We start from the raw sequence: 21,302 nt of genomic DNA, 5'->3' as shown, positions 1-21,302 counted from the left end.
ACAAATTTACTGGCTAATCCGGTCAGTCAGCAAGCGCCTGAAATTGGGTTTAGACTTATCAAAACTAAAATCTAGCTTTTAAACGTTAAAGACTTGATGTAATTTTGAAAGAATTGACAAAATTAAGATGAAAGGTCGAGTTTTTCAATCGTTTGCCGCAAAACTCTGGCTGAATGCTGTAATTTCTCCTTTTCTGTGGGAGTCAGCGTGAGATTTAAAGTCCGGCTAACTCCTTGACGATTTACCACCGCTGGCAGACTTAAACAAACATCGTCAATACCCTCAAACCCATGAATCAGGCTACTAACCGTTAGCAGTCGATTTTGATTGCGTAAAATGGATTGAACAATCTGGGTGACACCCAAGCCAATCGCATAACTGGTTGCGCCTTTGCGTTGAATCACCTCATAAGCTGCATTCTTGACTTGTTCAAAAATGGGTTTAATCCTATCCATGTCTGCTAATTTTTCTTCATTTGCATCTTCTTGAAACAGTTGCATTCCTGATATATTAACTTTGCTCCAAACCGGAACTTCACTATCGCCATGCTCACCAATAATGTAAGCATGTAAACTCCGAGAATCAAGCTGAAACTTCTCCGCCAATAGATAACGAAAACGAGCCGTATCCAGTACCGTCCCCGAACCAATCACACTTGAATTTGGCAACCCTGATAATTTGAGAGAGACATAAGTCATGATGTCTACTGGGTTCGTCACAATCAGCAAAATAGCTTTGGAACAATACTTAACGACTTGGGGAATTAAGCCTTTAAATATCTCTAAATTGCGTTGCACTAGCTCTAAACGACTCTCTCCTGGCTTCTGTTTAGCTCCAGCCGTAATAATAACAATATCAGCATCCTCTCCATCAGCTAAGGTTCCTGAGCGGATAATGGTAGGCTGAACGAAAGGTAAGCCGTGATTCAAGTCCATCACCTCCCCTTCCAGTTTTTCGGTGTTGACATCAACAATCACCATTTCATCAAAGACATTTTGAATCAGCAGGGAGTACGCACAAGCCATTCCCACCTGTCCTGCACCAACAATCACACCTTTACGAGGACGGCGATGGGGAATCAAATCTTGAGTAGGATGGGAGACAGTCGTGAATAGAGAATCCAGCATTTTTTCCTTGATTAATTAAAGGATTGAAAATTCATACCAACTCCCTTTGTATCGTAATTCCTCAAAAAACTCAGCGTCCCTCAGCGTCCCCCTCCGCGTTCTCTGCGTTAAAAAAATAATTCCATGCTATAAATGGTAAGCACGAATCATAGCCTGAGTTCCTTGCTCACCACCCATCCCGTTATCCAGTTCTTGAACCATTTTAAATAAGCGATCGCTCATTTCCACTCCAGGCAATTCTTCACCCGATTCTTTGAGGCTTTCCTGCACTAACCTCAAATCTTTAAGGATGTGTTTAATCATAAAACCAGGACGAAAATCCGACTCAATGATTTTTGGCCCCAGATTAGCTAGCGCCCACGACCCAGCCGCACCAGTGCTGCAAACTTCTACAATTAAGTTAGGGTCGATTCCTTGTTGTTGGGCTAGCTGCATCGCCTCGCATAAACCCACCATGTGGAGTGCACACAGAACTTGATTAGACAGTTTTACAGCCTGACCGCTACCGATTGAACCACAAAGGCGAATGGTTTTCCCCAGAACTTCTAATACTGACTTACTCTCCTCAAAATCAGTTGGTTCTCCGCCAACCATGATCGTTAGAGTGCCATTTTTTGCCCCAATGTCTCCACCTGAAATCGGTGCATCCAAAAAGCGGAGGTTGTGTTTGTTAAGTGTGCTTCCTATCTTTCGTGCCGCATTTGGGCCAATGGTACTGGTATCAATCACTAAAGCGCCAGGTTTGGCAAACTCGGCAACTCCTCCAGCGCCGAGGATGACTTCCTCCACATCAGGCACATCACCGACGCAGGAAAAGATGATATCTGCTGTCTCAACGGCTTCGCGAATGGAGGACACGATGGTTGCACCCCCACTCGCGGCGACTTCTACACCAGGACGATTGGGGGTACGATTCCAAGCTTTGACGGAGTAACCCCCTTGCGCCAAATTTGCTGCCATATAACCACCCATTACACCGAGTCCGAGAAAGGCAATTTGTTGGTTCATGCTGTTAGGAGAGTAAGACTAAATCTGTCGCCATAAAGTTTAGGACAGATTTAACGGTTCTTGCGACCACGTACCAGTAATAAACCTTCTGCCTTCTGCCTTCTGATATATGATTACAAGCCATTGCCAATTAAAATAAACGGTGCCCAATAATAAGGATGACTCAAATTGGTAGTCACCTTTGGCGATAAACTACTCTGAATTCGTTGCTGCACTCCCAGCCCTCGCTGTTGACCTAATGCCTTATAATCCCCCGTAATTAGGGCAATTTGAGCTTGGCGCAAGGCTTCAGCTTTGGTGGGTTGGCTATCTTGCCCGACTTGCTTCGATTCCAACGCGGCATAGAAGCTATCCATCAACGCTTGAGTACCGCCATCATCAACTGTCCATAAGGATGCGATCGCCGCTCTTGCCCCTGCCCTCTGCATCTGGTAGCCTAAGCCGAGAATCTCTTCCCCGTTCCCCAGTTTTCCACCTAATCCAGTTTCACAGGCAGAAAGCACGACTAAATCAACGTTTTTGAGGCTCCACTTTTGGATGTCTCGCAGGGTGATGCGTTCTCCATTACCAAACAGAATAAAGGAATCGTCCGGTGTCCCCACGACAAAGGCGGCATGAGTAGCGAGATGCACGACAGTGTAGTCGTCCATTTTGGGAACGGTGACTTCGGGGGTGAAGGCTTTATCGATGAGTTTGGTTGTAGTAGGAACGGTGTTGGCTAAATTCTCCACCTCAGTTCCCGCAAAAGGCAACCCGGCAAAGTCAAAAGATTGTTCACCAACCTTGAAGCTGTAGCGTCCGGTGGCAAAGGCACCTGCTAAGACTTGCATTTTGCGTTGGGGTTTGGTGTTGAGATCGGTGAGGGAAGCGGCGGTAATATTATTGATGCGGTAGCGTTGCACTAACCATTGTTGCCCGTCGTACAACGCGGCTAAGGGGATGTAACGCAGTTGAGCGTCGGGTGCGTAGATAATCGTTTGGGCGTCTGCGGCTTTGAGTTCTGCTTCTAGGGGTTTAATCAGCCAGTTGTAGAGTTGTTGTGCGGGGGGCTTGGCATCGGATGTGCGATCGAGTAATGCGCTGCGAAAGGCGGCAATTGTCTGGTTGAGTTGTTTCTTGGGAACTTGGACAGTGCGCCGAATGGGGGGAGAATCGGGGGTGGTGAGGATGAGTTCGATGCGATCGTCCAGAATTAAGGGGTAGAGGAGGACGGCATTTTGTTGCAGATTCTTGAGGTTATCTTGTAAGGCGTTGAAGTTTCCCATTTGCAGCAGCAAATCCTGAGAAAGGGTTTCGGGACTTTTTTGTGTCACCAATGCTATTACTTCTGGACTTCTGGTGAAGTTGTTAAATTCTTCTCTAATCGTTTCTTGGGCTTTCAGCAGTTGGGCGATACGCTGTTCTTGAGTAGGGGTAAGAGTGCCATTTTGTTTTTTAAGCTGTCGCAGTTGGGTGAGTTCTTTGCCAATTTCAACAGCTTTGTTGAGAATTGCCTGATAACTCTCCCATGTCTGTTGTTCGGGTAGGAGATTCGGCAATCCTTGAGCAGTATTGTTATTGCCGCGCACGTTGCGGAGGTAATCTTCAAGTTCTTGGACTTTGAGGAGGTCGAGGACTCGTTGCGCCTCGAGGACTCGGTCTTGTTGCAGGAGGAGGTCGGCTAGACGGCGATAGGTGCCTGCAACGGTTTCGGTGAATGACTGCTGTTGCTCTTTTGGCAGTACCCGTAAATCTTTGCGAATTCCCTCTGTGACATTGACCGATTGCTTGAAGAATACAATCGCTAACTCTGACTGGTTTTGTGCATCTAGGAGAAAACCTATATTGTTCAGGATTGTTCCTTGCCCCACCTTGTCGTTAATTTCTTTAGCAATCGCTAAAGCTTGCTGAAAGAACTCTAAGGCTTTGGGGTACTGTTCTAGTTTGTCGTAAACTGCCCCTATGTTGTTGAAAGTTCCCCCTTCTCCTGGCTTGTCGCCAATTGCTCTAGAAATCGCTAAAGCTTGTTGATAAAAATCCAAAGCTTTGGCATACTTTTCCTGTTTGTCGTAAACTGCCCCTATGTTGTTGAGGGTTTCCCCTTCTCCTGCCTTGTCACCAATTTCAGTGCGAATTGCTAAGGCTTGCTGAAAAAACTCCAAGGCTTCGGGGTACTGTCCCAGATCCCAATAAACTGCCCCTATATTGCTAAGGGTCGTCCCTTCCATCCCTTTATTGCCAATTTGTTTGTGAATGGCTAAGGCTTGCTCAAAGAACTCCAAGGCTTTGGGATATTGTCCCAGGTTGCGGTAAACTAGCCCAAGATTTCTGATACTGGTTCCTTCCGCTGCCTTGTCGCCAATTTGTTTGTGAATGGCTAAGGCTTGCTGAAAAAACTCCAAAGCTTTGGAATACTCTCCGAGGTTGCGGTAAACTAACCCAAAATTGTTGAAAATTCTTCCTTCATCAGAGCGATTGCCAACTTCTTTGAAAATAGCTAAAGCTTGTTGATAGCAATCCAAAGCTTTGGGGTACTGTCCCAGGTAGTAGTACGTTCCTCCAAGGCTATTGAGGGTTCTCCCTTCCCAGAGGCGATCTCTAGCTTCTCTATTAATCGCTAAAGCTTGCTGTGAGTACTCCAAAGCTTGGGTATATTCTCCAATCGATCCATAAACTAACCCAATACTGTAGACGGTTCTCCCTTCCCAGGTGCGTGCAGTGGCTCGGTCGCCGTTAGGCAACTTCCCAACTTCTCTAAGAATAGCTAAAGCTTTCTGAGAGTACTCTAGAGCTTGGGTGTACTGTCCAATGTTGCTGTAAACTATCCCAATACAGGTGAGGACAGCGCCTTCCCTAGCCCGATCACTGTTTTTTCTGAACGTAACTAAATCCTGCTGAAGTTTTTCCAATGCGGCTAAATACTCACCTGTGAGCAATCGCTGGTAAGCTTCTAAATACCACTTCTCTGCCCCAGGTTCTTGCTGTTCCAGCGTTTGCCCCTGAACTACCAGAGGCTCAAACTTCAAGGTAAGCGGTAAAAGGGGAGTGAAGAGCGAAAGCAGTAGAGTAGCAGTGGCAAGGCTGAGAGATTTGAGGCGGTAGTGCATTGGCAAGTTCTCTCTTGAGTTAGGAAGGCAGATTGCTGACTCGATGCATCTATATTTCTCATCTGGGGAGAGGTTATGCAATACGTTTTGCGATTTGTTTGGCTGACTGGAGGAATGTGATTATCTGCGGGGAGATCCCCCCAACCCCCCTTAAAAAGGGGGGCTTAATAAATGAGGATTTGCGTTTCACAGCAATAGGCGATCACTCTTTACTTAAGCTCTGACTTGGGTCATATAACTTAAGTAGCATCCTCTTCTCCCCCCTTTTTTAAGGGGGGCTGGGGGGGATCATCTTCTCAATACACTGACACACTCCTTCCCACTCCTTCAACACTTCATCATTACTAAACCTCACCACCTTCAACCCATAGCCTTCTAAAACTTGCGTTCTTTCCCTGTCGTAATCTTTGCCCTCACTCGTAAAGTGACTCTCTCCATCAACTTCTATCACTAACTTCAAGCTGGCGCAGTAAAAATCAACAATAAAGTTATCAATAGGCTTTTGCCTGAGAACTCGAAACGGGAAATATTTTAGATAGCCATACCAAAGTTTTCTCTCGGCTGCCGTCATGTTCTTACGCATTGCCTTTGCCTTCTCTACAAGTTTTGGGTTGTAGGGAAGGTGGAATTCAGTCACAATTAAATGTTTTTTGTTCGGCATACGATCCCCCCCAGCCCCCGGACAACAAAAAGCGCAAGCAACATCTGGCTTCCCCCTTTTTAAGGGGGATGGGAGGGGGATCTCAAAAGGGGGAAGAATATAATTCGCATCACTCGATGTCTTCTGGTAACTCTTCGATGGGAAGTCCTGCCTGTTTCATCAGCTCGAATAGCTTTTTCATTTGAGCCATAGAGAGCTGGAGCTTTCGGTGTTTGCCACTCTCATAGCTGATGACTGTTCCACGCGATATACCCAGCACTTTCGCAAACTCTTCCTGAGTCATCCCCAGGCGATCGCGAACTTGTTTTAAAGTTGGCACGTTGGGGTTGAAATTTGAATCTTGATTGTTTACCATCTTAGCAGTGATGTTCAACCATTGAATATTGCGAAACAAAAAACACTGGGGAAACAGTGGAGGAATATTTATATCTAAATAGCTCCTCAGCTCCTCAGCTCCCCATTGATGAGTTCCATGTTTGTTTGATATCTTTCACCGAACAACTCGCAGGAATCTTCTCTTCACCAATCCCCACCTGAGTATAACGATAGAAATCCTTAAAATTCAGCACAGCACTGCGAAACTGAATCCAATCGATCCGTTCATCTTTGCTACCAGAAGTATGAATAATACTGGCTTGATTCAGTTTCAATCGTCCTTCTTCATCCCAATCAATAGGTGATTGAGGTATTTCCTCCCAAGCACGACCAGGCCATGATACGGCTAAGGCTTCACCGGTTGCCAAATTATCCTGAACTTCACCACTCACACAAATAAAATCATCCGATTGAGGGTAGCCGTAATTTCCAACTACACGATTGTTGACTTTACGGAACCACAAGCAAACTCCTGATCCAAAGGGTGAGTCTTTTGTCTCTGGTTGGCTACAAAATTGATAGTTGCCATCCGGTAACTGCGCCATTCCATCTTCAGCCTGTGCTATCCCAGATGAACAACGAAACAAAAGAGGTAATTGCCAGAAAATTAGGGAAATGAGTAACGTTTTTGTCGCAAAACCAAGAATTTTTAAACGAGGATGCATGGCAAACCCTCCACTAGCACTTGAGCAGACTGTTCGCTCAGTTCTCCATATCTCTCAGTGGTAAGGAGCTTATGCAAAAATTTCGCTGTTTGCTGAGCGAGGTACCAATAGGTTGAGTGCGATACCTCTAGTTTAGGACGGTTAGGTAGATATGGAGCGATCGCTTTAGTTAACGTTTAGAGGTCTAATGTGTGGGAAGTCACACTCTCCAATTGAGGAGAGTTTTATACTAGTCAGCGTAATATTAATTAATAATTGTCAAAAAAACGTAAAGGGGCTTCATGGGTGACATCACGCCAAATCTTAGGCGGCAAGGCTGGAACATGATGGAAAATACATCTGCTACATCCCTTGCCAAGCAATGGGCGAAAAAGTATCTTCAGAAACTCATTGATCCAGAACAAAGCTGGGAAACTAGCACCCAAGAAATGCCATTGTCTTCTCTTTACGGAGACGCTAAGCAAACGACAACCGCAGAAAGGCGATCGCTCATCGCGCAGCAACTACTCCAATCGATTCGTTCCATTAATCTCAAAGCTTGGGCAAAAACCGAAACCTTACTTTCCCAAGAAGTTAAACGACACGGCATTAACTATAAGTTGATTGACCCTTATGAAATTGCACGAGATGCTTACCATATCTATGAGCAAGCCCTATCCGCCTATGCTGAACAACTAACACCACAACGCCTTTGTGTATTTATTAGTCCTGATGTAGGCAGCATCCGAGAAAAATACACAGCCATCGATCCGAGAGTAATTGGCTTTGTCAGTATGCAATTCCACTACTGTGGGCAGTTGTTTCTAGAACCCCTTGCCCCACCCGATCAGGAAATTTTGGGGGATTATTTCAAAGTCATTGACGATCACCTCTATATCCCATTGCAGCGCTTTTATGACATCTCCGCCCACTATGATTACAACTCTCCCATCTTAGAAAGCATACGCCAACTCATACCCCCTAGCAGCGAAATAGCCCGGAAAATCGCCTCACGCATCATTGAACTGTACCCTAACTATTCTTGTCACACTGGCTCATTAAGCGATTCGGCTGTCATGGTTTCCAGTATCCGAGATGTTGAGATGTTTCAGGTTTACCTGTGGATTTGTGTCCTGGAAAATAGCATTGCCGCCATCCAACAAGAACTATTCCCCTTGTGCGTCATGCTGTACCCACCCTTAAAAGTGCGCTGGGAACTGGTGCGGCAAATGCTCCATTTATTGGGAAACGAACTTCAAACTCGATTGACGCCACAACAACAATCGCTTTTTATGCCCTACTTCCAATCCTTGTGGGAGTTGTTCTCTCCTGAGGTATTCCCAGAAACCTTAGAGGATGAGACACCAGATAAGTTAGCTTGATTCAACCCTCTTCTAGTCCATTTCCGTTGCAATCTTCTTTTAAGATAAGTAAAGAAACTGAAAGGGAAAGGCTGAATGCGCGTTGCAATTGTTGGGGCGGGACTAGCCGGGATGGCGACGGCAGTTGAGTTAGTCGATGCCGGACATGAAGTCGAACTTTTTGAATCCCGTCCTTTTGTGGGAGGAAAAGTGGGCAGTTGGGTAGATGCCGATGGCAACCATGTCGAGATGGGGTTGCATGTCTTTTTCGGCTGCTACTACCAGTTATTTGACTTGATGAAGAAGGTAGGGGCAATTGACAACCTACGCCTCAAGGAACATACCCATGTCTTTGTGAACAAAGGGGGACGCACGGGGGCGTTAGATTTTCGTTTCATCACGGGTGCGCCCTTCAATGGACTCAAAGCCTTTTTCACCACCTCCCAGCTATCTCTACAGGATAAGCTGCAAAACTCCCTAGCACTGGGTACCAGTCCCATCGTTCGCGGCTTGGTGGACTTCGACGGTGCGATGAAAACCATTCGCGATTTAGATAAAATCAGCTTTGCCGACTGGTTTCGCAAACATGGTGGCAATGATGGCAGTTTAAAGCGGATGTGGAACCCGATCGCCTACGCCTTGGGTTTCATTGATACCGAGAATATTTCTGCTCGGTGTATGTTGACAATTTTCCAATTTTTTGCAGCAAAAACAGAAGCTTCGGTGCTGCGAATGCTGGAAGGTTCTCCCGATGAGTATCTGCATCAGCCGATTGTGAAGTACATCGAGGCGCGAGGCGGGAAAATCCACACCAGGCGTCGAGTGCGGGAAATTTTGTTTACCGAGGTGGATGGGCAAACCAAAGTTACTGGGTTAGTGGTGGCTAAAGGCGAAACCGAAGAAACCATCCTGGCTGATGCCTACGTCTGCGCCACAGATGTCCCCGGTGTGCAGCGCGTGCTCCCTGAAGCTTGGCGTAAGTGGTCGGAGTTTGACAATATCTACAAGCTGGATACCATCCCCGTGGCTACCGTACAACTGAGGTTCGACGGTTGGGTAACCGAGTTACACGATGCCGAGAAGCGCAAACAGCTCACAGAAGCCGCAGGAATTGATAATCTGCTCTATACCCCTGATGCTGACTTCTCCTGCTTTGCTGACTTAGCCTTAACCAGTCCTGGGAATTATTACAAACAGGGTGAGGGTTCACTGTTGCAATTGGTGCTTACTCCAGGAGACCCCTTTATCCGGCAAAATAATGAAGCGATCGCACAACACGTCCTCAAGCAAGTCCATGAACTCTTCCCCTCCTCGCGAGAACTGAACATGACTTGGTACAGCGTCGTCAAGCTGGCTCAGTCTCTCTACCGTGAAGCGCCTGGGATGGACCCCTATCGCCCCCCGCAAAAAACACCCATTAACAATTTTTTCCTTGCCGGAAGTTATACCCAACAAGACTACATCGATAGTATGGAAGGAGCCACGTTATCGGGGCGTCAGGCGGCAAAAGCCATTCTGGAAAATGCCAAAGAACTGGTAGAGCGCACCCCTGTAACAACGGTTTGAGCAACCAGAGTTTTGAGTCCGAAGCTGGGTTGTCGGTGAACAAGTTGCCGGTGATAACTTTAAACTTTCAACCTTCAACCCCTCCCAAATCCCAAATCCCAAACCTAAAATCGCATGTCCGATTGGCTAGAACACAGTGTACAGGTTGAGGTTGACGTTCCCATTGAATTGTCCTGGAACCTCTGGTCTGATTTAGAGCAAATGCCTCGATGGATGAAGTGGATTGACTCCGTCCATGTCCTGGAAGACAATCCTGAGTTATCTCGATGGAAGCTGGCAACTGGGGGATTGGAATTTAGCTGGCTTTCCCGAATTCTGAAATTGGAGCCAAACCAGATTATTCAGTGGGAGTCTGTGGATGGCTTGCCCAATCGAGGAGCGATTCGCTTCTATGATCGGCACGGTAGCAGTATTGTCAAGCTGAGTGTGGCTTATGCTATTCCCGGCTTCTTGGGTCAGTTGATGGATAATCTGTTTTTAGGTCGTGTTGTGGAGTCTACAATTCAGGCTGACTTGGAACGTTTTCGAGAATATGCCCTCAACCTTAAGACCGAATAAATCATAGAGGACTTACACACTACCCTCTTGCTCTCCTAAAGATGAGGAAAGAATCGCTTTCCTCGAATTGGGAGGTTAGAGGACAAGATGACCAATGTAAAGGCGAAGTGCGTAAGTCCTGATCAAGTTAAGTAGGGTAACTATTCAATGATGTGGAAATAAAAGGCAGCAACCAAGAAGTTGATCGCTAAAAGTAACAAAGCCCATCCTGCGCGAAAAGGGTAAGGAAACTTACCGCCAGACTTGGCAACGGGGGCATCATATTTTTTGGTGTCAGCAGCCATAGGGTTTTCTCCTGTTCTGAAAGATTTTGTGAAAAAATAATAAAGTACTGGGTGACTCTCATAAAAGTTACCACAGAAAGAGTGAGCTTTATTCAGCTTGATAGAGGGATTATTGGCAAGAAACTACCCGTTTAATCGTAAATATTCTTAATATTTAGCCTTAAACACTCTCACTCGCGTGGTAAGAACTGCGGACAAGGGGGCCAGAACGGATATGGGCAAACCCTAAGTCTTGTGCGATCGCACCTAACTGGTCAAATTCTTCGGGTGTCCAATATTTTTGTACAGGCAGGTGTTGCAGGGAGGGGCGCATATATTGGCCTAGGGTGAGGCGATCGCATCCTGCGTTCCGCAAGTCCACTAGCGCCTCAATCACCTCCGCTTGGGTTTCACCATGTCCCAGCATCAAACCTGACTTGGTGGGGATTGTGGGGTTCAGGGATTTGACGATGCGGAGAACATCGAGTGATCGCTCATATTGAGCCCCCCGACGCACCCGCCCCTGTAAGCGCCGCACGGTTTCAATATTGTGGTTATAACAAGCTGGATAAGCTTCCACTACTCTAGCTACTCTTTGGCGTTGTAGCTCGGCTGGAATCTGGTCATTTTCACCTCTACCACCCCAAAAATCGGCAGTTAGCACCTCAATCTCTGTATCTGGATTGAGTTGACGAATTGTGTGCATTGTGGCAACAAACCAGCCTGCACCTTGATCTGGCAAATCGTCTCGCGCTACTGAAGTTAGCACGACATACCGCAAACCCAATAAATTTACCGCCTCAGCGACCTTTTGAGGTTCCTTGGGGTCAAGAGGCATGGGAGAGTGTCCCTTGTCCACCTGACAGAAGGCACAGGAACGGGTGCAAGTTGGCCCCATTAACAAAAATGTTGCCGTTTTTTGGGAATAGCACTCGCCTCGGTTAGGACAGCGCCCCTCTTCACAAATCGTATGGATGTTACGTTGCTTAATGATGCGCTGTACGGTTGAGATTTCGCTGGCTTTACCAATGGGGCGACGCAACCAAGGGGGCAGCGCGTCCAGTTCTTGTCGCCATTGGTTGCGATCAGGCCGTGTTGTCACAGATGGGTCAGTTGTGGTGAGCAAATCCATAAGTCTTCTCCATAAGTCTTCCGGTGAGCTAGCCAGTGACTGGGATACATGACAAGCTGGTTTGAGTCTCGACAATGCTACAAATGTTAAAGCATCCACCCTTGCTTGTGTTGGCTGAGTTTTTTTGCTCTTCTCGGTCAGACCAGATTAATCTAGAATCAGGCACACCGCTTGCTTTTGAGCTTGGGCTTAAAATGACAAAAAGTTAAGGGTGCCGTCTTAGCCGTTGTATCACAGTAAACAGACAAAAAAATGTCTGTCGTGCATACATGTCGCTGGTTTATCTTGGCTGGGTAGGAAGTAACTTGAAGCTCAGAGCGAGACACACTGGCGCTACACCACAAATTATGAACTGGCGGCGTTCACAGCAGCTAAGCTTTGACTCCAGATTTAATTATTGATCTAGAGTCAGTAGTATCTGCTTTTTGAAAACTGTAGTGTTCTTAAAGTTACCTCTCCAAAGGAGTCAGTCGTGGCAAATCAGAAAATCCTGGTAATTGACGACAGCAAAGTCATCCGGACGCGGGTCAGAGAAATGTTACCGTCGGGTAATATTGAAGTTTTGGAAGCGAAGGATGGTTTAGAGGGACTGAATTTAATTCGCCAGGAACATCCTAACCTCATTATGTTAGATTTCCTCCTCCCTAAAATGAGTGGTTGGGAAGTGTTTCAGCATATTCAAAGTACCAGCGAACTCCAGACAATTCCTTTGGTATTAATGTCAGGTCGTAAGGAAGAAGTCACGGAAAAAATCCAAGAACCCTTTGAGTATTTTGCTTTTGTTGAAAAGCCGTTTGAGAAGAAACAGTTAGTTGATGCTATCAAGGAAGCCATGGGTAAGGCGAAAAAACCTCGCCCAGAGATGCAGTCGTCTGCGGCAGCCGCCAGTACAGCAACGGCTAGTCCATCTTCGGCTTCATCCAGCGAGATTGAGGAACTTAATGCCAAAGTTGCCAAAATGCAAGCTGAAATTGATGGATTGAAGAAACAGTTAACTCAAATTATGACCTTCATCAAACAAAAGTTAAAGTAGCCTGAAAGGGTAAAGGATGAAGAATGAAAATAGAGTTTTTCATTCATCCTTCATCCTTCTTTGTATTGCTAATCGAGTTCACGTCGTCCTTCTAAGGCTCGTGCTAACGTGACCTCGTCAGCATACTCTAAATCGCCGCCTACAGGTAGACCAAAAGCAATCCGAGTGACCTTAGTAAACGGCTTCAGGAGGTGACCAACATAGAGCGTGGTTGTCTCACCTTCCACGCTCGGACTAATGGCTAAAATCACCTCTTTGATACCCCTCTGGCTGACTCGCCGCACCAATTGCTGAATATGCAATTGATCGGGACCAATTCCATCCATGGGTGAGATGACGCCACCGAGGACGTGATATTTACCTTTATATTCCCGCGTTTTTTCCAGGGCAATCACATCGCGGGAGTCAGCAACGACACAGATAGTGGTGTTGTCCCGGTTGGCGTTGCGGCAGATTTCGCAGGTGGGTTCAGCGGAGAGGTGAAAGCATACCTGGCATAAGCCGACTTGTTTTTTCGCCTCAACTAAGGCTTGAGCCAATGCCTGTACTTCTTCCTCTGAGCGCTTGAGGATATGTAAAGCCAGCCGTTGAGCCGTTTTCGGCCCAACTCCGGGCAAGCGTTGGAGTTGCTCGATCAGACGAGCTAAAGGACGTGTGTAAACCGTTGTCTTGTCTCCCAGGCGAAAGAGTCTATTCTTTATGATGACATCCTGTCACCAACTGTGAACGGCTTGGTCGGTGTGCTTGGAGCGATCGCTGTATTCTGGTTTTACTCCAAAATTGATTGATGAATTTGACTTCAGGTGACTCTATCTTTGTGAAGCGACAGTTCTTAATAATTCCCGATACGTCTCATAAGCGCGATTAAGCGCGACAGTTCTTTCGTGCGCTTCTTCACTCTTATTGATATCGGGGTGAAACATTCCTGCCAAGCGCCGATAAGCTTTTTTGACTTCTGCCGGAGTTGCCTCTGGTTTAACCCCTAAAACTTCCCACCATTCTCCATCAATTGGAATGAAGTTAAGTGGTGGGATTTCTTCTTGTTTCTGTTCTTCGGGTTCACAAGTAACTCGCAGATAAAAGCCGGAACCTGATTCATCGAGTCGGATAAAACACCCCCCCCATTCCTCAAGATAGGCATGAAGATTGTTGCGGGCGGGGATATTATTGGGAATGCCAGAATCTAGAATTCGATTAATAAATTGCTTAGCATGTTCGATGGCTTCAAGATGGGTTGGTAAGTTGACATTGGCTTCAATGTCGGCGGCACGAAACTTACCAGGAATATCCCGAATCTTCGCCCTAGCTTTGAAGCGGATAAATTTTTCCAAAACTTGGGGAATCGCTTCAATAACTACACCTCGGTGAAGTTGGGTATAAATTTCTCCCTTTTCCCATAGTCGCCTTGCCTCAGCCGCAATCCTTCTTTGTTGCTGAGTCAATTCTCCAAAAACCGGAATTCGCTTGTGCAAAGAAACCGCTTGGCGTTGATCGTAAAGCCAACAGTGAGGAGGCTTGCCTTCTCTCGGTTGCAGGCACGCAGTGGGATCGCCTTTGTCTCTGGGTTTTAGCCCCACCCTACTCAATTGGTCTATCGTTTTGAGATAGGTGGGTATATCATTCCACCGGGCGAAGCGGCGGACTCCTGGACACGAACTCGTCGGAATACTTCGCCATTTCCAGTGGCAGATTGTACAGCGACACCCGAAATCAGTTTTAATGAGGTGATGCTTGATCAATGTAGTTCCCCAGCCACGACAACATCAGCATGAGCGTTCTCCAAGGAGTCGGCGACGCGACGCTCTATCTTACCTACTATGGTTGTACTTGTTTGAGCTATCTTGGGTCTAGAGACCAGGTGTTGCTCTTTCAGATCGGCTTGGCTAACGCTAATGATATTGAAACATTTCCCTTTAAGCGATTTAAATACCCACCCTAACTTATAAGCCCAAACCTGATGGAGAAGGACATGCTGGAAAGACCAAACCTCAAGTTGTTTCCCTAGTAAATACTCACTCAACACTTCGGTTTGACCTTTTGATTCTTTTTTCGGCGTTCGACCGGACTGGCTGTTTGGGCAAAACCACCCGCATTAGCTCTATTATTTCCGATACGTTCAAGACGTGCCACCTCTTGCCCAACATAAGCGGTTTAGGGCTGCAAGGTTGAACGGGGGGCAAGGAATGACCGCTAAAGATGACCGCAGTTCATACGAGCATGAGGATGAAGTGGGGAGAGAAAGTTGTTCGGAATACTGCTAAAAACGGGTGAGAAACGTCTGCCCTGATGCACTAACTATTAACTATAGAGCGCGATCGCAACTTTTTGGAGTACGGCTGTGTGTCCTGAACGGACACACTTGACTTGAGGGGACTTATCCCTCAAAAATAGCCCCCCGTTGTTTCAAGTCCAGCTTCCATTCCTCAGAAAGTCCCGAATTTTTGCTAAATCGGGCTTCTTCTACACGGCTATTCAACCACGTTGTACCACTCAAATTGGCTAACATCAAACTAGCCCGATGGAGGTCAGCCTGAGTGAGATTTGCATTCGTCAGGTTAGCATCACTTAAATTGGCACTGCTAAAGTTAACTTCACTAAGATTAGCACTACTAAGATTGGCACTACTGAGATTCGCCAACGCCAAACTAGCGCGGTGAAAATCACCATGACTCAAATCGGCATCACTTAAATAAGCACCACTGAGATCGGCACCACCAAAAGTCGCTCCCTGCAAATCTGCACCACTCAAATCTGTATCACTCAAGTCCGCACCCCGAAGATAGACTCCCCGAAGATTGGCTCCACTCAAATCTACCCCAGTGAGGTTGACACCAAGCAGTTTTGCACCGGAAAAATCGACCAAGGGATTAAGACCTGCAATTTTGGCTAATTCCAAAAAATTATCCGTTTCTGCGGTAATCACGCGCTGAATTACGTCTGCTAATTCCGGACATTCTTCGGTTTCACCCGTATCAATTCCAACCGTTTGCTCCTCTATATTCGGTGGCTCACTTTTGGACTGTCCAGGGTGCTGATCACAGTGCCATACGACTCGGCTGAGGTAAGGCTGAAGTTTGGATTCGAGCAAAAATAAAACCAGCTTTCTCTCTAACACCGCTAGCTGATTCGGGCTAATTGTGTGAGACCATAAACCTTCTACACTCGTCAAATAAACATCGCCAGGTGATACGGTAAAGACGGATTCGATACCCCAAGGCTGACCCATCACCTGCACCGTACCCAGCTTGGTTTGTGGGAGTGAACCCTGCAAAACAGACATCCCCGTCTTGCCCTGCCACTTCCAGACGGGAGATTCAGCTTCCCCTTGGGAGAATACCTGACACTCAATCGACGACTGAGGAGTTTCGTCGGCGGAAAGTTGAACCCAGCCACTCAGTTGACGCAACTCGCTAGGCATTTTGCCATTTTTGAGGTGGATTTTGAGTTCGCCGCCTTTGAAACCAAACTTCACACGTCCGGTGTTGATGGGTTGCCACTGTTGGTGAAAGTCAATACTTAGGTAAAGGTCAATCTGCTCGATATCAGTCCCGTCTGAGAGTACTGGAGTTGCCGCCAATTCCAGATAGAGAGTATCGGGATAGCGGTTGTGTGTCTGGGATAAGGGTGTTGTTGAGGGCGGTTGTTGCATTGCCAATCTGAGAGTAGATAGTCCAGAGATTCTCTCAGTATCAAACGCTATCACGGGATTGGGACGGGTTGATGGTGTATCGCAAAACTTTAACGCCATAGGGCTTGATGTTTGACCCAAGTGGAGGTGTTGTCAGCCAGCTCAACCCTGATGGAGTGCTATGTTTCCAAGTGTTACTAACTTGGTAAAGAAATGAGTCATATCCCGAATCCAAAAACCTTGCCGGAGGTAAACTAATTCCAGAGTAGGAGAAAATACCTATGGTAACAGCGACTCAAGCGACATCTCCTCAAGCTTCCAAAGAACAAGCTCTTGTCCTCTGGTTTGAGGAAGTAGGAATTGCAGATATTCCCTTAGTAGGTGGTAAGAATGCCTCTCTGGGTGAAATGATTCAGCAATTGACACCCAAGGGAGTGAAAGTTCCTACAGGTTTTGCCACAACGGCTTACGCTTATCGATATTTTATTCAAGCGGCGGGTTTAGAAGAAAAGCTGCGTCAGCTTTTCGCGGACTTGGATGTTGAGGATATGAATAATCTACGGGTTCGAGGTAAGCAAGCCCGTTCCTTGATTCTCAACACCCCCTTCCCCCAAGATTTACAAGATGCGATCGCAGAGGCTTACTTGAAGCTATGTGAACGCTATGGTTACACGGCTCAATTATGCGACAGGTTTGACTCCGACTACCAAGAGCAGTGCAAACAGGAAAGTGTAGCTGTTGATGTCGCTGTCCGTTCCAGTGCCACAGCGGAAGACTTACCAGATGCCAGTTTTGCCGGTCAGCAGGAAACCTACCTCAACGTTTATGGGGTTCAAGATGTTATAGACTCCTGCCATCGGTGTTTTGCCTCAATCTTTACTGATCGCGCCATTTCTTATCGCACCGTTAAGGGGTTCGATCACTTTAATGTTGCCCTTTCCGTCGGTGTGCAAAAGATGGTGCGTTCTGACTTGGCAACCTCTGGTGTGATGTTCTCCATCGACACCGAAACCGGCTTTAAGAATGCAGCATTAGTAACGGCTGCCTACGGTTTAGGGGAAAATGTGGTTCAAGGTGCTGTGAACCCAGATGAATACTTTGTGTTCAAGCCCACTCTTAAAGAAGGCTATCGCCCGATTTTGGAGAAGCGCTTGGGCAGCAAAGAAATCAAAATGGTTTACGAAATCGGTGGCACAAAGCTGACGAAGAACGTGTCAGTTCCGGAATCTGAACAGCGGAAATACGCCCTGAATGATGAGGAAATTCTTCAGCTTGCCCGTTGGGGTTGTATTATTGAAGACCACTATTCCGACGTTCGGGGTCAATACACTCCGATGGATATTGAGTGGGCGAAAGATGGACTCACAGGTGAACTTTACATCGTCCAAGCTCGTCCGGAAACCGTACAATCCCAAAAATCAGCGAGTGTCCTGAGAAGCTATCAGCTCAAGGGAACCTCCGAAGTGCTGATTACCGGTCGTGCGGTTGGGGAAATGATCGGTCAGGGCAAAGCTAAAGTTATTCTTGATGTCCACAAGATTGACGAGTTTGAACCCGGTGAAGTCTTAGTAACCAATAAGACTGACCCCGACTGGGAACCTATTATGAAGCGAGCGAGTGCGATCGTCACTAACCAAGGCGGACGCACCTGCCACGCGGCAATTATTGCTCGTGAAATGGGAATCCCGGCGATCGTGGGTTGCGGCAATGCTACAGGTGTGTTAAGCAGTGGGCAAGAGGTGACCATCTCCTGTTCGGAAGGAGAAGCGGGTCGAGTTTATGCCGGTTTGGTACCGTTTGAAGTGCAAGAAACTCAACTCGATAACTTGCCTCGCACCCGCACCAAGATTTTGATGAATGTGGGTAATCCGGAAGAAGCTTTTGGTTTGTCCTCGATTCCTTGTGATGGTGTGGGATTAGCTCGGTTAGAGTTTATTATTGCCAATCACATCAAGGCGCACCCATTAGCATTGCTACGCTTCGATGAGCTTGACGATGCTTTGGTGAAGCGGGAAATTTATAAAATGACTTACCTCTACGAACGGAAGGAAGACTTCTTCGTAGATAAGTTGGCACATGGTGTGGGCATGATTGCGGCGGCGTTTTATCCTAACCCGGTGGTGGTGCGCCTGTCTGACTTCAAGAGCAACGAATACGCAAACCTCTTGGGGGGTCACCAGTTTGAGCCGAAGGAAGAAAACCCGATGATTGGCTGGCGTGGTGCCTCGCGTTATTATGACGAGAATTACCGAGAAGCCTTTGCTTTAGAGTGCAAAGCAATGAAACGGGTTCGGGATGAAATGGGTTTGACGAATGTTATCCCAATGATTCCCTTCTGCCGTACTCCTGATGAAGGCCGCAAGGTGTTAGCTGAAATGGAAAAACATGGACTCAAGCGCGGTGAAAATGGCTTGCAAGTTTATGTGATGTGCGAGATTCCGAGTAATGTCATCTTGGCTGACCAATTTAGTGAGGTGTTTGATGGATTCTCGATTGGATCGAATGATTTAACTCAGTTAACCTTGGGTTTAGATCGGGATTCGGCTTTAGTGGCTCATATCTTTGATGAACGCAATGATGCGGTTAAAGATATGGTGCGGATGGTAATTGCTAAAGCGAAGAAGAATAACCGCAAGATTGGGATTTGTGGTCAAGCTCCGAGCGATTATCCTGAGTTTGCTAAGTTCTTGGTTGAGTTGGGAATTGATTCGATGAGTTTGAATCCTGACTCGGTGATGAAGACACTGTTGATGGTGGCTGAAGTCGAAAAAGAACAAGGTTAGTTTTGGGTGTGTTTCTGATTGATGCTTAGTCGAGTGTAGACTATGAAGCGATCGCGCTTTGCTTCGGTAAAGTGCGATCGCTTTTTTCTGACTACAAGAAATGGGGAATTGTTACTCCTTCATTCCCCATTTTTCTCCGTTAAATCCCTAAGCGTTGATAAATCTCATCCATGTGCTGTAAATGATGCTGTGGCTCAAAACAAGCCTCAATTTCTGGCGGAGTTAACTTACTCATAACTTGAGGGTTTTTAGCAATCAACTCGTGGAAATTTCCCTCTGGTTTATTCCAAGCTTCATGAGCACAAGATTGGACAATCCTATAAGCTTCTTCGCGGGTCATTCCCTTATCCACCAAGGTCAATAATACCCTCTGGCTAAATACAACACCCCCGTAAAGATTCATATTCCGCTTCATGTTTTCTGGATAAACCAGCAGCTTCTTCACCAAGTCGGTGATTTCTACCAGCATGAAGTGAGTCAAAATGCAAGCGTCGGGTAAAATCACCCGTTCCACCGAACTATGGGAGATATCCCGTTCATGCCATAGCGCTACATTTTCTAACGCTGCCACCGCATGTCCCCGCACAATTCGCGCCATTCCTGTGAGTCGTTCGGAACGAATCGGGTTACGCTTATGCGGCATTGCCGAGGAACCTTTTTGTCCTTTAGAGAAGTATTCTTCAACTTCCAAGACATCGGTTCTTTGCAGGTTGCGAATTTCCACCGCAAAGCGTTCCAGGGTTGCCCCTAAAAGCGCTAATTGTTGAACAAAATTAGCATGGCGATCGCGGGAGATCACCTGAGTTGAAGCCGTATCCGGTTGCAGTCCCAAATTCTGACAGGCGATCGCTTCCACACGGGGGTTAATATTGGCATAAGTTCCCACCGCACCAGAAATCTTCCCCACGGCAATTTCATGACGCACTTGGCAGAGGCGATCGCGGTTGCGACACACTTCCGCCAACCAACCTGCCAGCTTAAAGCCAAAGGTAATCGGTTCGGCATGAATGCCATGAGAACGACCAATCATCACGGTATTGCGATGTTGCTGTGCCTGGTAGCGAATCGCTTGACTGAGTTTCTCTAGATGCTCCAGAATAATGTCCAAACTGGCTACCAGTTGCAGAGCTAGAGCCGTATCCAAGACATCGGAACTCGTCAATCCCAAGTGGATATAACGTCCCGCATCGCCCACATACTCATTTACATTCGTGAGAAAGGCGATCATGTCATGGCGGACTTCTTCCTCAATTTCTAGTATGCGCTTCGGGTCAAAATTGGCCTTAGCTTTAATGTCCTCAACAGCCGCTTCAGGAATGGCACCCAGTTCAGCTTGTGCCTCACAAACAGCGATTTCGACCTGAAGCCAGGTTTTAAACTTGTAGGTGTCCGTCCACAATTCGCCCATTTCGGGCAGGGTGTAGCGCTCGATCAATGCCTGTGTCACGAATTACAACGGTCATTATTGTACTACTCTATGTCAAAACTGGTTCATCCCATGGGAGCAACTCAGAAACCGAAACAGATTCAGCCTGAGAGTTATTCATTCGGTATTAGGTAATACCCACGCCTAGCCCATATCACCATTCCCTTTGACATAGTTTTCTGAATACACGACAGGATGACCTGAGGTCTATGGGTCAGGCGAGATAGACTGGCAACAGTACTTATACCTAATATTGCATGTTTGACTTCAACACTCTTTTTGAATTTTCACGAACCAACTGTCTTGCCATCTGTGCCTTTTTGGTTCCTGCCAACTTGCTCTTCACCTTGCAGACGATGATATTCACCGGACTGCGCCGTCCTCAGCCTCAGGTGCGACAAGCGGCTATGCTTGCCTGCCTCCCGGCGCTGGTGATGGTATTTCATGTGTTTACTTGGTGGATGATTGGTGTGGTTATGGCTCCTACCTTTATCCTGTTAGGGCTGGCTAGTACCTGTCTGAGTATTAATTTTTGGGCGATCGCTCATCCCCAAAGTATGGCTCACTTCCTCAGAGCTTTGGTTTTGCGGGTTTTGAGCTTGGTGCGTCGTTCAGGCGTTGAACTTCCCTAGTTAAGCGTCCTTTCCTTTC

General features: G+C 46.8%; 19 protein-coding genes. 6 read left to right on the top strand and 13 right to left on the bottom strand.

The window, feature by feature from the left end; genetic code table 11:
* Nucleotides 1-122: 122 nt before the first annotated feature.
* The 6 genes from MIC7113_RS07185 to MIC7113_RS33115 all read right to left on the bottom strand — a co-directional run bounded on the left by MIC7113_RS07185 (nt 123) and on the right by MIC7113_RS33115 (nt 6,922).
* On the bottom strand, nt 123-1,127 hold the full coding sequence (locus tag MIC7113_RS07185) for an L-lactate dehydrogenase (protein WP_015181511.1): 1,005 nt from the start codon (nt 1,125-1,127) through the stop codon (nt 123-125).
* Between the two features lie 126 nt (nt 1,128-1,253).
* Nucleotides 1,254-2,135 carry an NAD(P)-dependent oxidoreductase gene (locus MIC7113_RS07180; RefSeq protein WP_015181510.1) on the bottom strand — a complete coding sequence of 294 codons (882 nt, stop codon included), beginning with the start codon at nt 2,133-2,135 and terminating at the stop codon, nt 1,254-1,256.
* 113 nt (nt 2,136-2,248) lie between these two features.
* Complete coding sequence (locus tag MIC7113_RS07175; protein ID WP_015181509.1) at nt 2,249-5,221, bottom strand: CHAT domain-containing protein; 2,973 nt, start codon at nt 5,219-5,221, stop codon at nt 2,249-2,251.
* Nucleotides 5,222-5,489: 268 nt separating this feature from the next.
* Nucleotides 5,490-5,882 (bottom strand): endonuclease domain-containing protein, encoded by a 393-nt coding sequence (locus tag MIC7113_RS07170; RefSeq protein ID WP_015181508.1) that lies wholly within the window; start codon nt 5,880-5,882, stop codon nt 5,490-5,492.
* 109 nt (nt 5,883-5,991) lie between these two features.
* Nucleotides 5,992-6,201, bottom strand: coding sequence for a helix-turn-helix transcriptional regulator (locus MIC7113_RS07165; protein ID WP_226883599.1), 210 nt, complete (start codon nt 6,199-6,201; stop codon nt 5,992-5,994).
* Between the two features lie 130 nt (nt 6,202-6,331).
* A complete protein-coding gene (locus MIC7113_RS33115) occupies nt 6,332-6,922 on the bottom strand; it encodes a hypothetical protein (protein WP_015181506.1) in 591 nt (196 codons plus the stop codon).
* 281 nt (nt 6,923-7,203) lie between these two features.
* On the opposite strand from MIC7113_RS33115, the gene MIC7113_RS07155 reads away from it, so the two are divergent.
* The 3 genes from MIC7113_RS07155 (at nt 7,204) to MIC7113_RS07145 (ending at nt 10,386) form a co-directional block, all read left to right on the top strand.
* Nucleotides 7,204-8,283: a hypothetical protein gene (locus MIC7113_RS07155; protein WP_015181505.1), complete on the top strand. Its 1,080-nt coding sequence runs from the start codon at nt 7,204-7,206 to the stop codon at nt 8,281-8,283.
* Between the two features lie 75 nt (nt 8,284-8,358).
* Complete coding sequence (gene zds, locus MIC7113_RS07150; RefSeq protein WP_015181504.1) at nt 8,359-9,828, top strand: 9,9'-di-cis-zeta-carotene desaturase; 1,470 nt, start codon at nt 8,359-8,361, stop codon at nt 9,826-9,828.
* A 114-nt stretch (nt 9,829-9,942) separates the two neighbouring features.
* On the top strand, nt 9,943-10,386 hold the full coding sequence (locus tag MIC7113_RS07145; RefSeq protein ID WP_015181503.1) for an SRPBCC family protein: 444 nt from the start codon (nt 9,943-9,945) through the stop codon (nt 10,384-10,386).
* A gap of 140 nt (nt 10,387-10,526) precedes the next feature.
* Here the strand turns inward: MIC7113_RS07145 and psaX are convergent, their stop codons facing one another.
* Together psaX and lipA are read right to left on the bottom strand one after the other, a co-directional pair.
* The gene (gene psaX, locus MIC7113_RS07140) at nt 10,527-10,670 is read right to left on the bottom strand and encodes a photosystem I protein PsaX (protein WP_015181502.1); all 144 of its coding nucleotides are present in this window, start codon (nt 10,668-10,670) and stop codon (nt 10,527-10,529) included.
* Nucleotides 10,671-10,830: 160 nt separating this feature from the next.
* Complete coding sequence (gene lipA, locus MIC7113_RS07135; protein ID WP_015181501.1) at nt 10,831-11,781, bottom strand: lipoyl synthase; 951 nt, start codon at nt 11,779-11,781, stop codon at nt 10,831-10,833.
* A gap of 472 nt (nt 11,782-12,253) precedes the next feature.
* Here lipA and MIC7113_RS07130 point away from each other — a divergent pair, with 472 nt between their 5' ends.
* Complete coding sequence (locus tag MIC7113_RS07130; protein WP_015181500.1) at nt 12,254-12,814, top strand: response regulator; 561 nt, start codon at nt 12,254-12,256, stop codon at nt 12,812-12,814.
* A gap of 68 nt (nt 12,815-12,882) precedes the next feature.
* Here MIC7113_RS07130 and recR read toward each other — a convergent pair whose 3' ends face one another.
* The 4 genes from recR to MIC7113_RS37970 all read right to left on the bottom strand — a co-directional run bounded on the left by recR (nt 12,883) and on the right by MIC7113_RS37970 (nt 16,562).
* The gene (recR, locus tag MIC7113_RS07125) at nt 12,883-13,494 is read right to left on the bottom strand and encodes a recombination mediator RecR (protein ID WP_155897953.1); all 612 of its coding nucleotides are present in this window, start codon (nt 13,492-13,494) and stop codon (nt 12,883-12,885) included.
* Between the two features lie 129 nt (nt 13,495-13,623).
* The gene (locus tag MIC7113_RS07120) at nt 13,624-14,553 is read right to left on the bottom strand and encodes a J domain-containing protein (RefSeq protein ID WP_081594637.1); all 930 of its coding nucleotides are present in this window, start codon (nt 14,551-14,553) and stop codon (nt 13,624-13,626) included.
* Nucleotides 14,550-14,834, bottom strand: a complete 285-nt coding sequence (locus MIC7113_RS07115; RefSeq protein ID WP_155897952.1) for a hypothetical protein — start codon at nt 14,832-14,834, stop codon at nt 14,550-14,552. The genes MIC7113_RS07120 and MIC7113_RS07115 overlap by 4 nt, the downstream gene beginning before the upstream one ends.
* Nucleotides 14,835-15,188: 354 nt before the next feature.
* On the bottom strand, nt 15,189-16,562 hold the full coding sequence (locus tag MIC7113_RS37970) for a pentapeptide repeat-containing protein (protein WP_015181496.1): 1,374 nt from the start codon (nt 16,560-16,562) through the stop codon (nt 15,189-15,191).
* Nucleotides 16,563-16,723: 161 nt separating this feature from the next.
* Here MIC7113_RS37970 and ppsA point away from each other — a divergent pair, with 161 nt between their 5' ends.
* Complete coding sequence (gene ppsA / locus MIC7113_RS07105) at nt 16,724-19,225, top strand: phosphoenolpyruvate synthase (RefSeq protein WP_015181495.1); 2,502 nt, start codon at nt 16,724-16,726, stop codon at nt 19,223-19,225.
* A 139-nt stretch (nt 19,226-19,364) separates the two neighbouring features.
* On the opposite strand, the gene purB is transcribed toward ppsA, so the two are convergent.
* The gene (purB, locus tag MIC7113_RS07100; RefSeq protein ID WP_041780546.1) at nt 19,365-20,660 is read right to left on the bottom strand and encodes an adenylosuccinate lyase; all 1,296 of its coding nucleotides are present in this window, start codon (nt 20,658-20,660) and stop codon (nt 19,365-19,367) included.
* A gap of 248 nt (nt 20,661-20,908) precedes the next feature.
* On the opposite strand from purB, the gene MIC7113_RS07095 reads away from it, so the two are divergent.
* Entirely contained in the window at nt 20,909-21,283 is a 375-nt protein-coding gene (locus MIC7113_RS07095) for a hypothetical protein (protein WP_015181493.1), read from the top strand.
* Nucleotides 21,284-21,302: the final 19 nt, after the last annotated feature.

This window comes from Allocoleopsis franciscana PCC 7113, from assembly GCF_000317515.1.
Lineage (GTDB): Bacteria > Cyanobacteriota > Cyanobacteriia > Cyanobacteriales > Coleofasciculaceae > Allocoleopsis > Allocoleopsis franciscana.
Note: the sequence above shows the minus strand (reverse complement) of the source record. Positions and strands in the feature narration are given on the sequence as shown.

Coding starts and splice junctions, on each gene's coding strand:
- MIC7113_RS07185 (WP_015181511.1), bottom strand. CDS start 1,127: ATGCTGGATTCTCTATTCACGACTGTCTCCCATCCTACTCAAGATTTG.
- MIC7113_RS07180 (WP_015181510.1), bottom strand. CDS start 2,135: ATGAACCAACAAATTGCCTTTCTCGGACTCGGTGTAATGGGTGGTTAT.
- MIC7113_RS07175 (WP_015181509.1), bottom strand. CDS start 5,221: ATGCACTACCGCCTCAAATCTCTCAGCCTTGCCACTGCTACTCTACTG.
- MIC7113_RS07170 (WP_015181508.1), bottom strand. CDS start 5,882: ATGCCGAACAAAAAACATTTAATTGTGACTGAATTCCACCTTCCCTAC.
- MIC7113_RS33115 (WP_015181506.1), bottom strand. CDS start 6,922: ATGCATCCTCGTTTAAAAATTCTTGGTTTTGCGACAAAAACGTTACTC.
- MIC7113_RS07155 (WP_015181505.1), top strand. CDS start 7,204: ATGGGTGACATCACGCCAAATCTTAGGCGGCAAGGCTGGAACATGATG.
- zds (WP_015181504.1), top strand. CDS start 8,359: ATGCGCGTTGCAATTGTTGGGGCGGGACTAGCCGGGATGGCGACGGCA.
- MIC7113_RS07145 (WP_015181503.1), top strand. CDS start 9,943: ATGTCCGATTGGCTAGAACACAGTGTACAGGTTGAGGTTGACGTTCCC.
- psaX (WP_015181502.1), bottom strand. CDS start 10,670: ATGGCTGCTGACACCAAAAAATATGATGCCCCCGTTGCCAAGTCTGGC.
- lipA (WP_015181501.1), bottom strand. CDS start 11,781: ATGGATTTGCTCACCACAACTGACCCATCTGTGACAACACGGCCTGAT.
- MIC7113_RS37970 (WP_015181496.1), bottom strand. CDS start 16,562: ATGGCGTTAAAGTTTTGCGATACACCATCAACCCGTCCCAATCCCGTG.
- ppsA (WP_015181495.1), top strand. CDS start 16,724: ATGGTAACAGCGACTCAAGCGACATCTCCTCAAGCTTCCAAAGAACAA.
- MIC7113_RS07095 (WP_015181493.1), top strand. CDS start 20,909: ATGTTTGACTTCAACACTCTTTTTGAATTTTCACGAACCAACTGTCTT.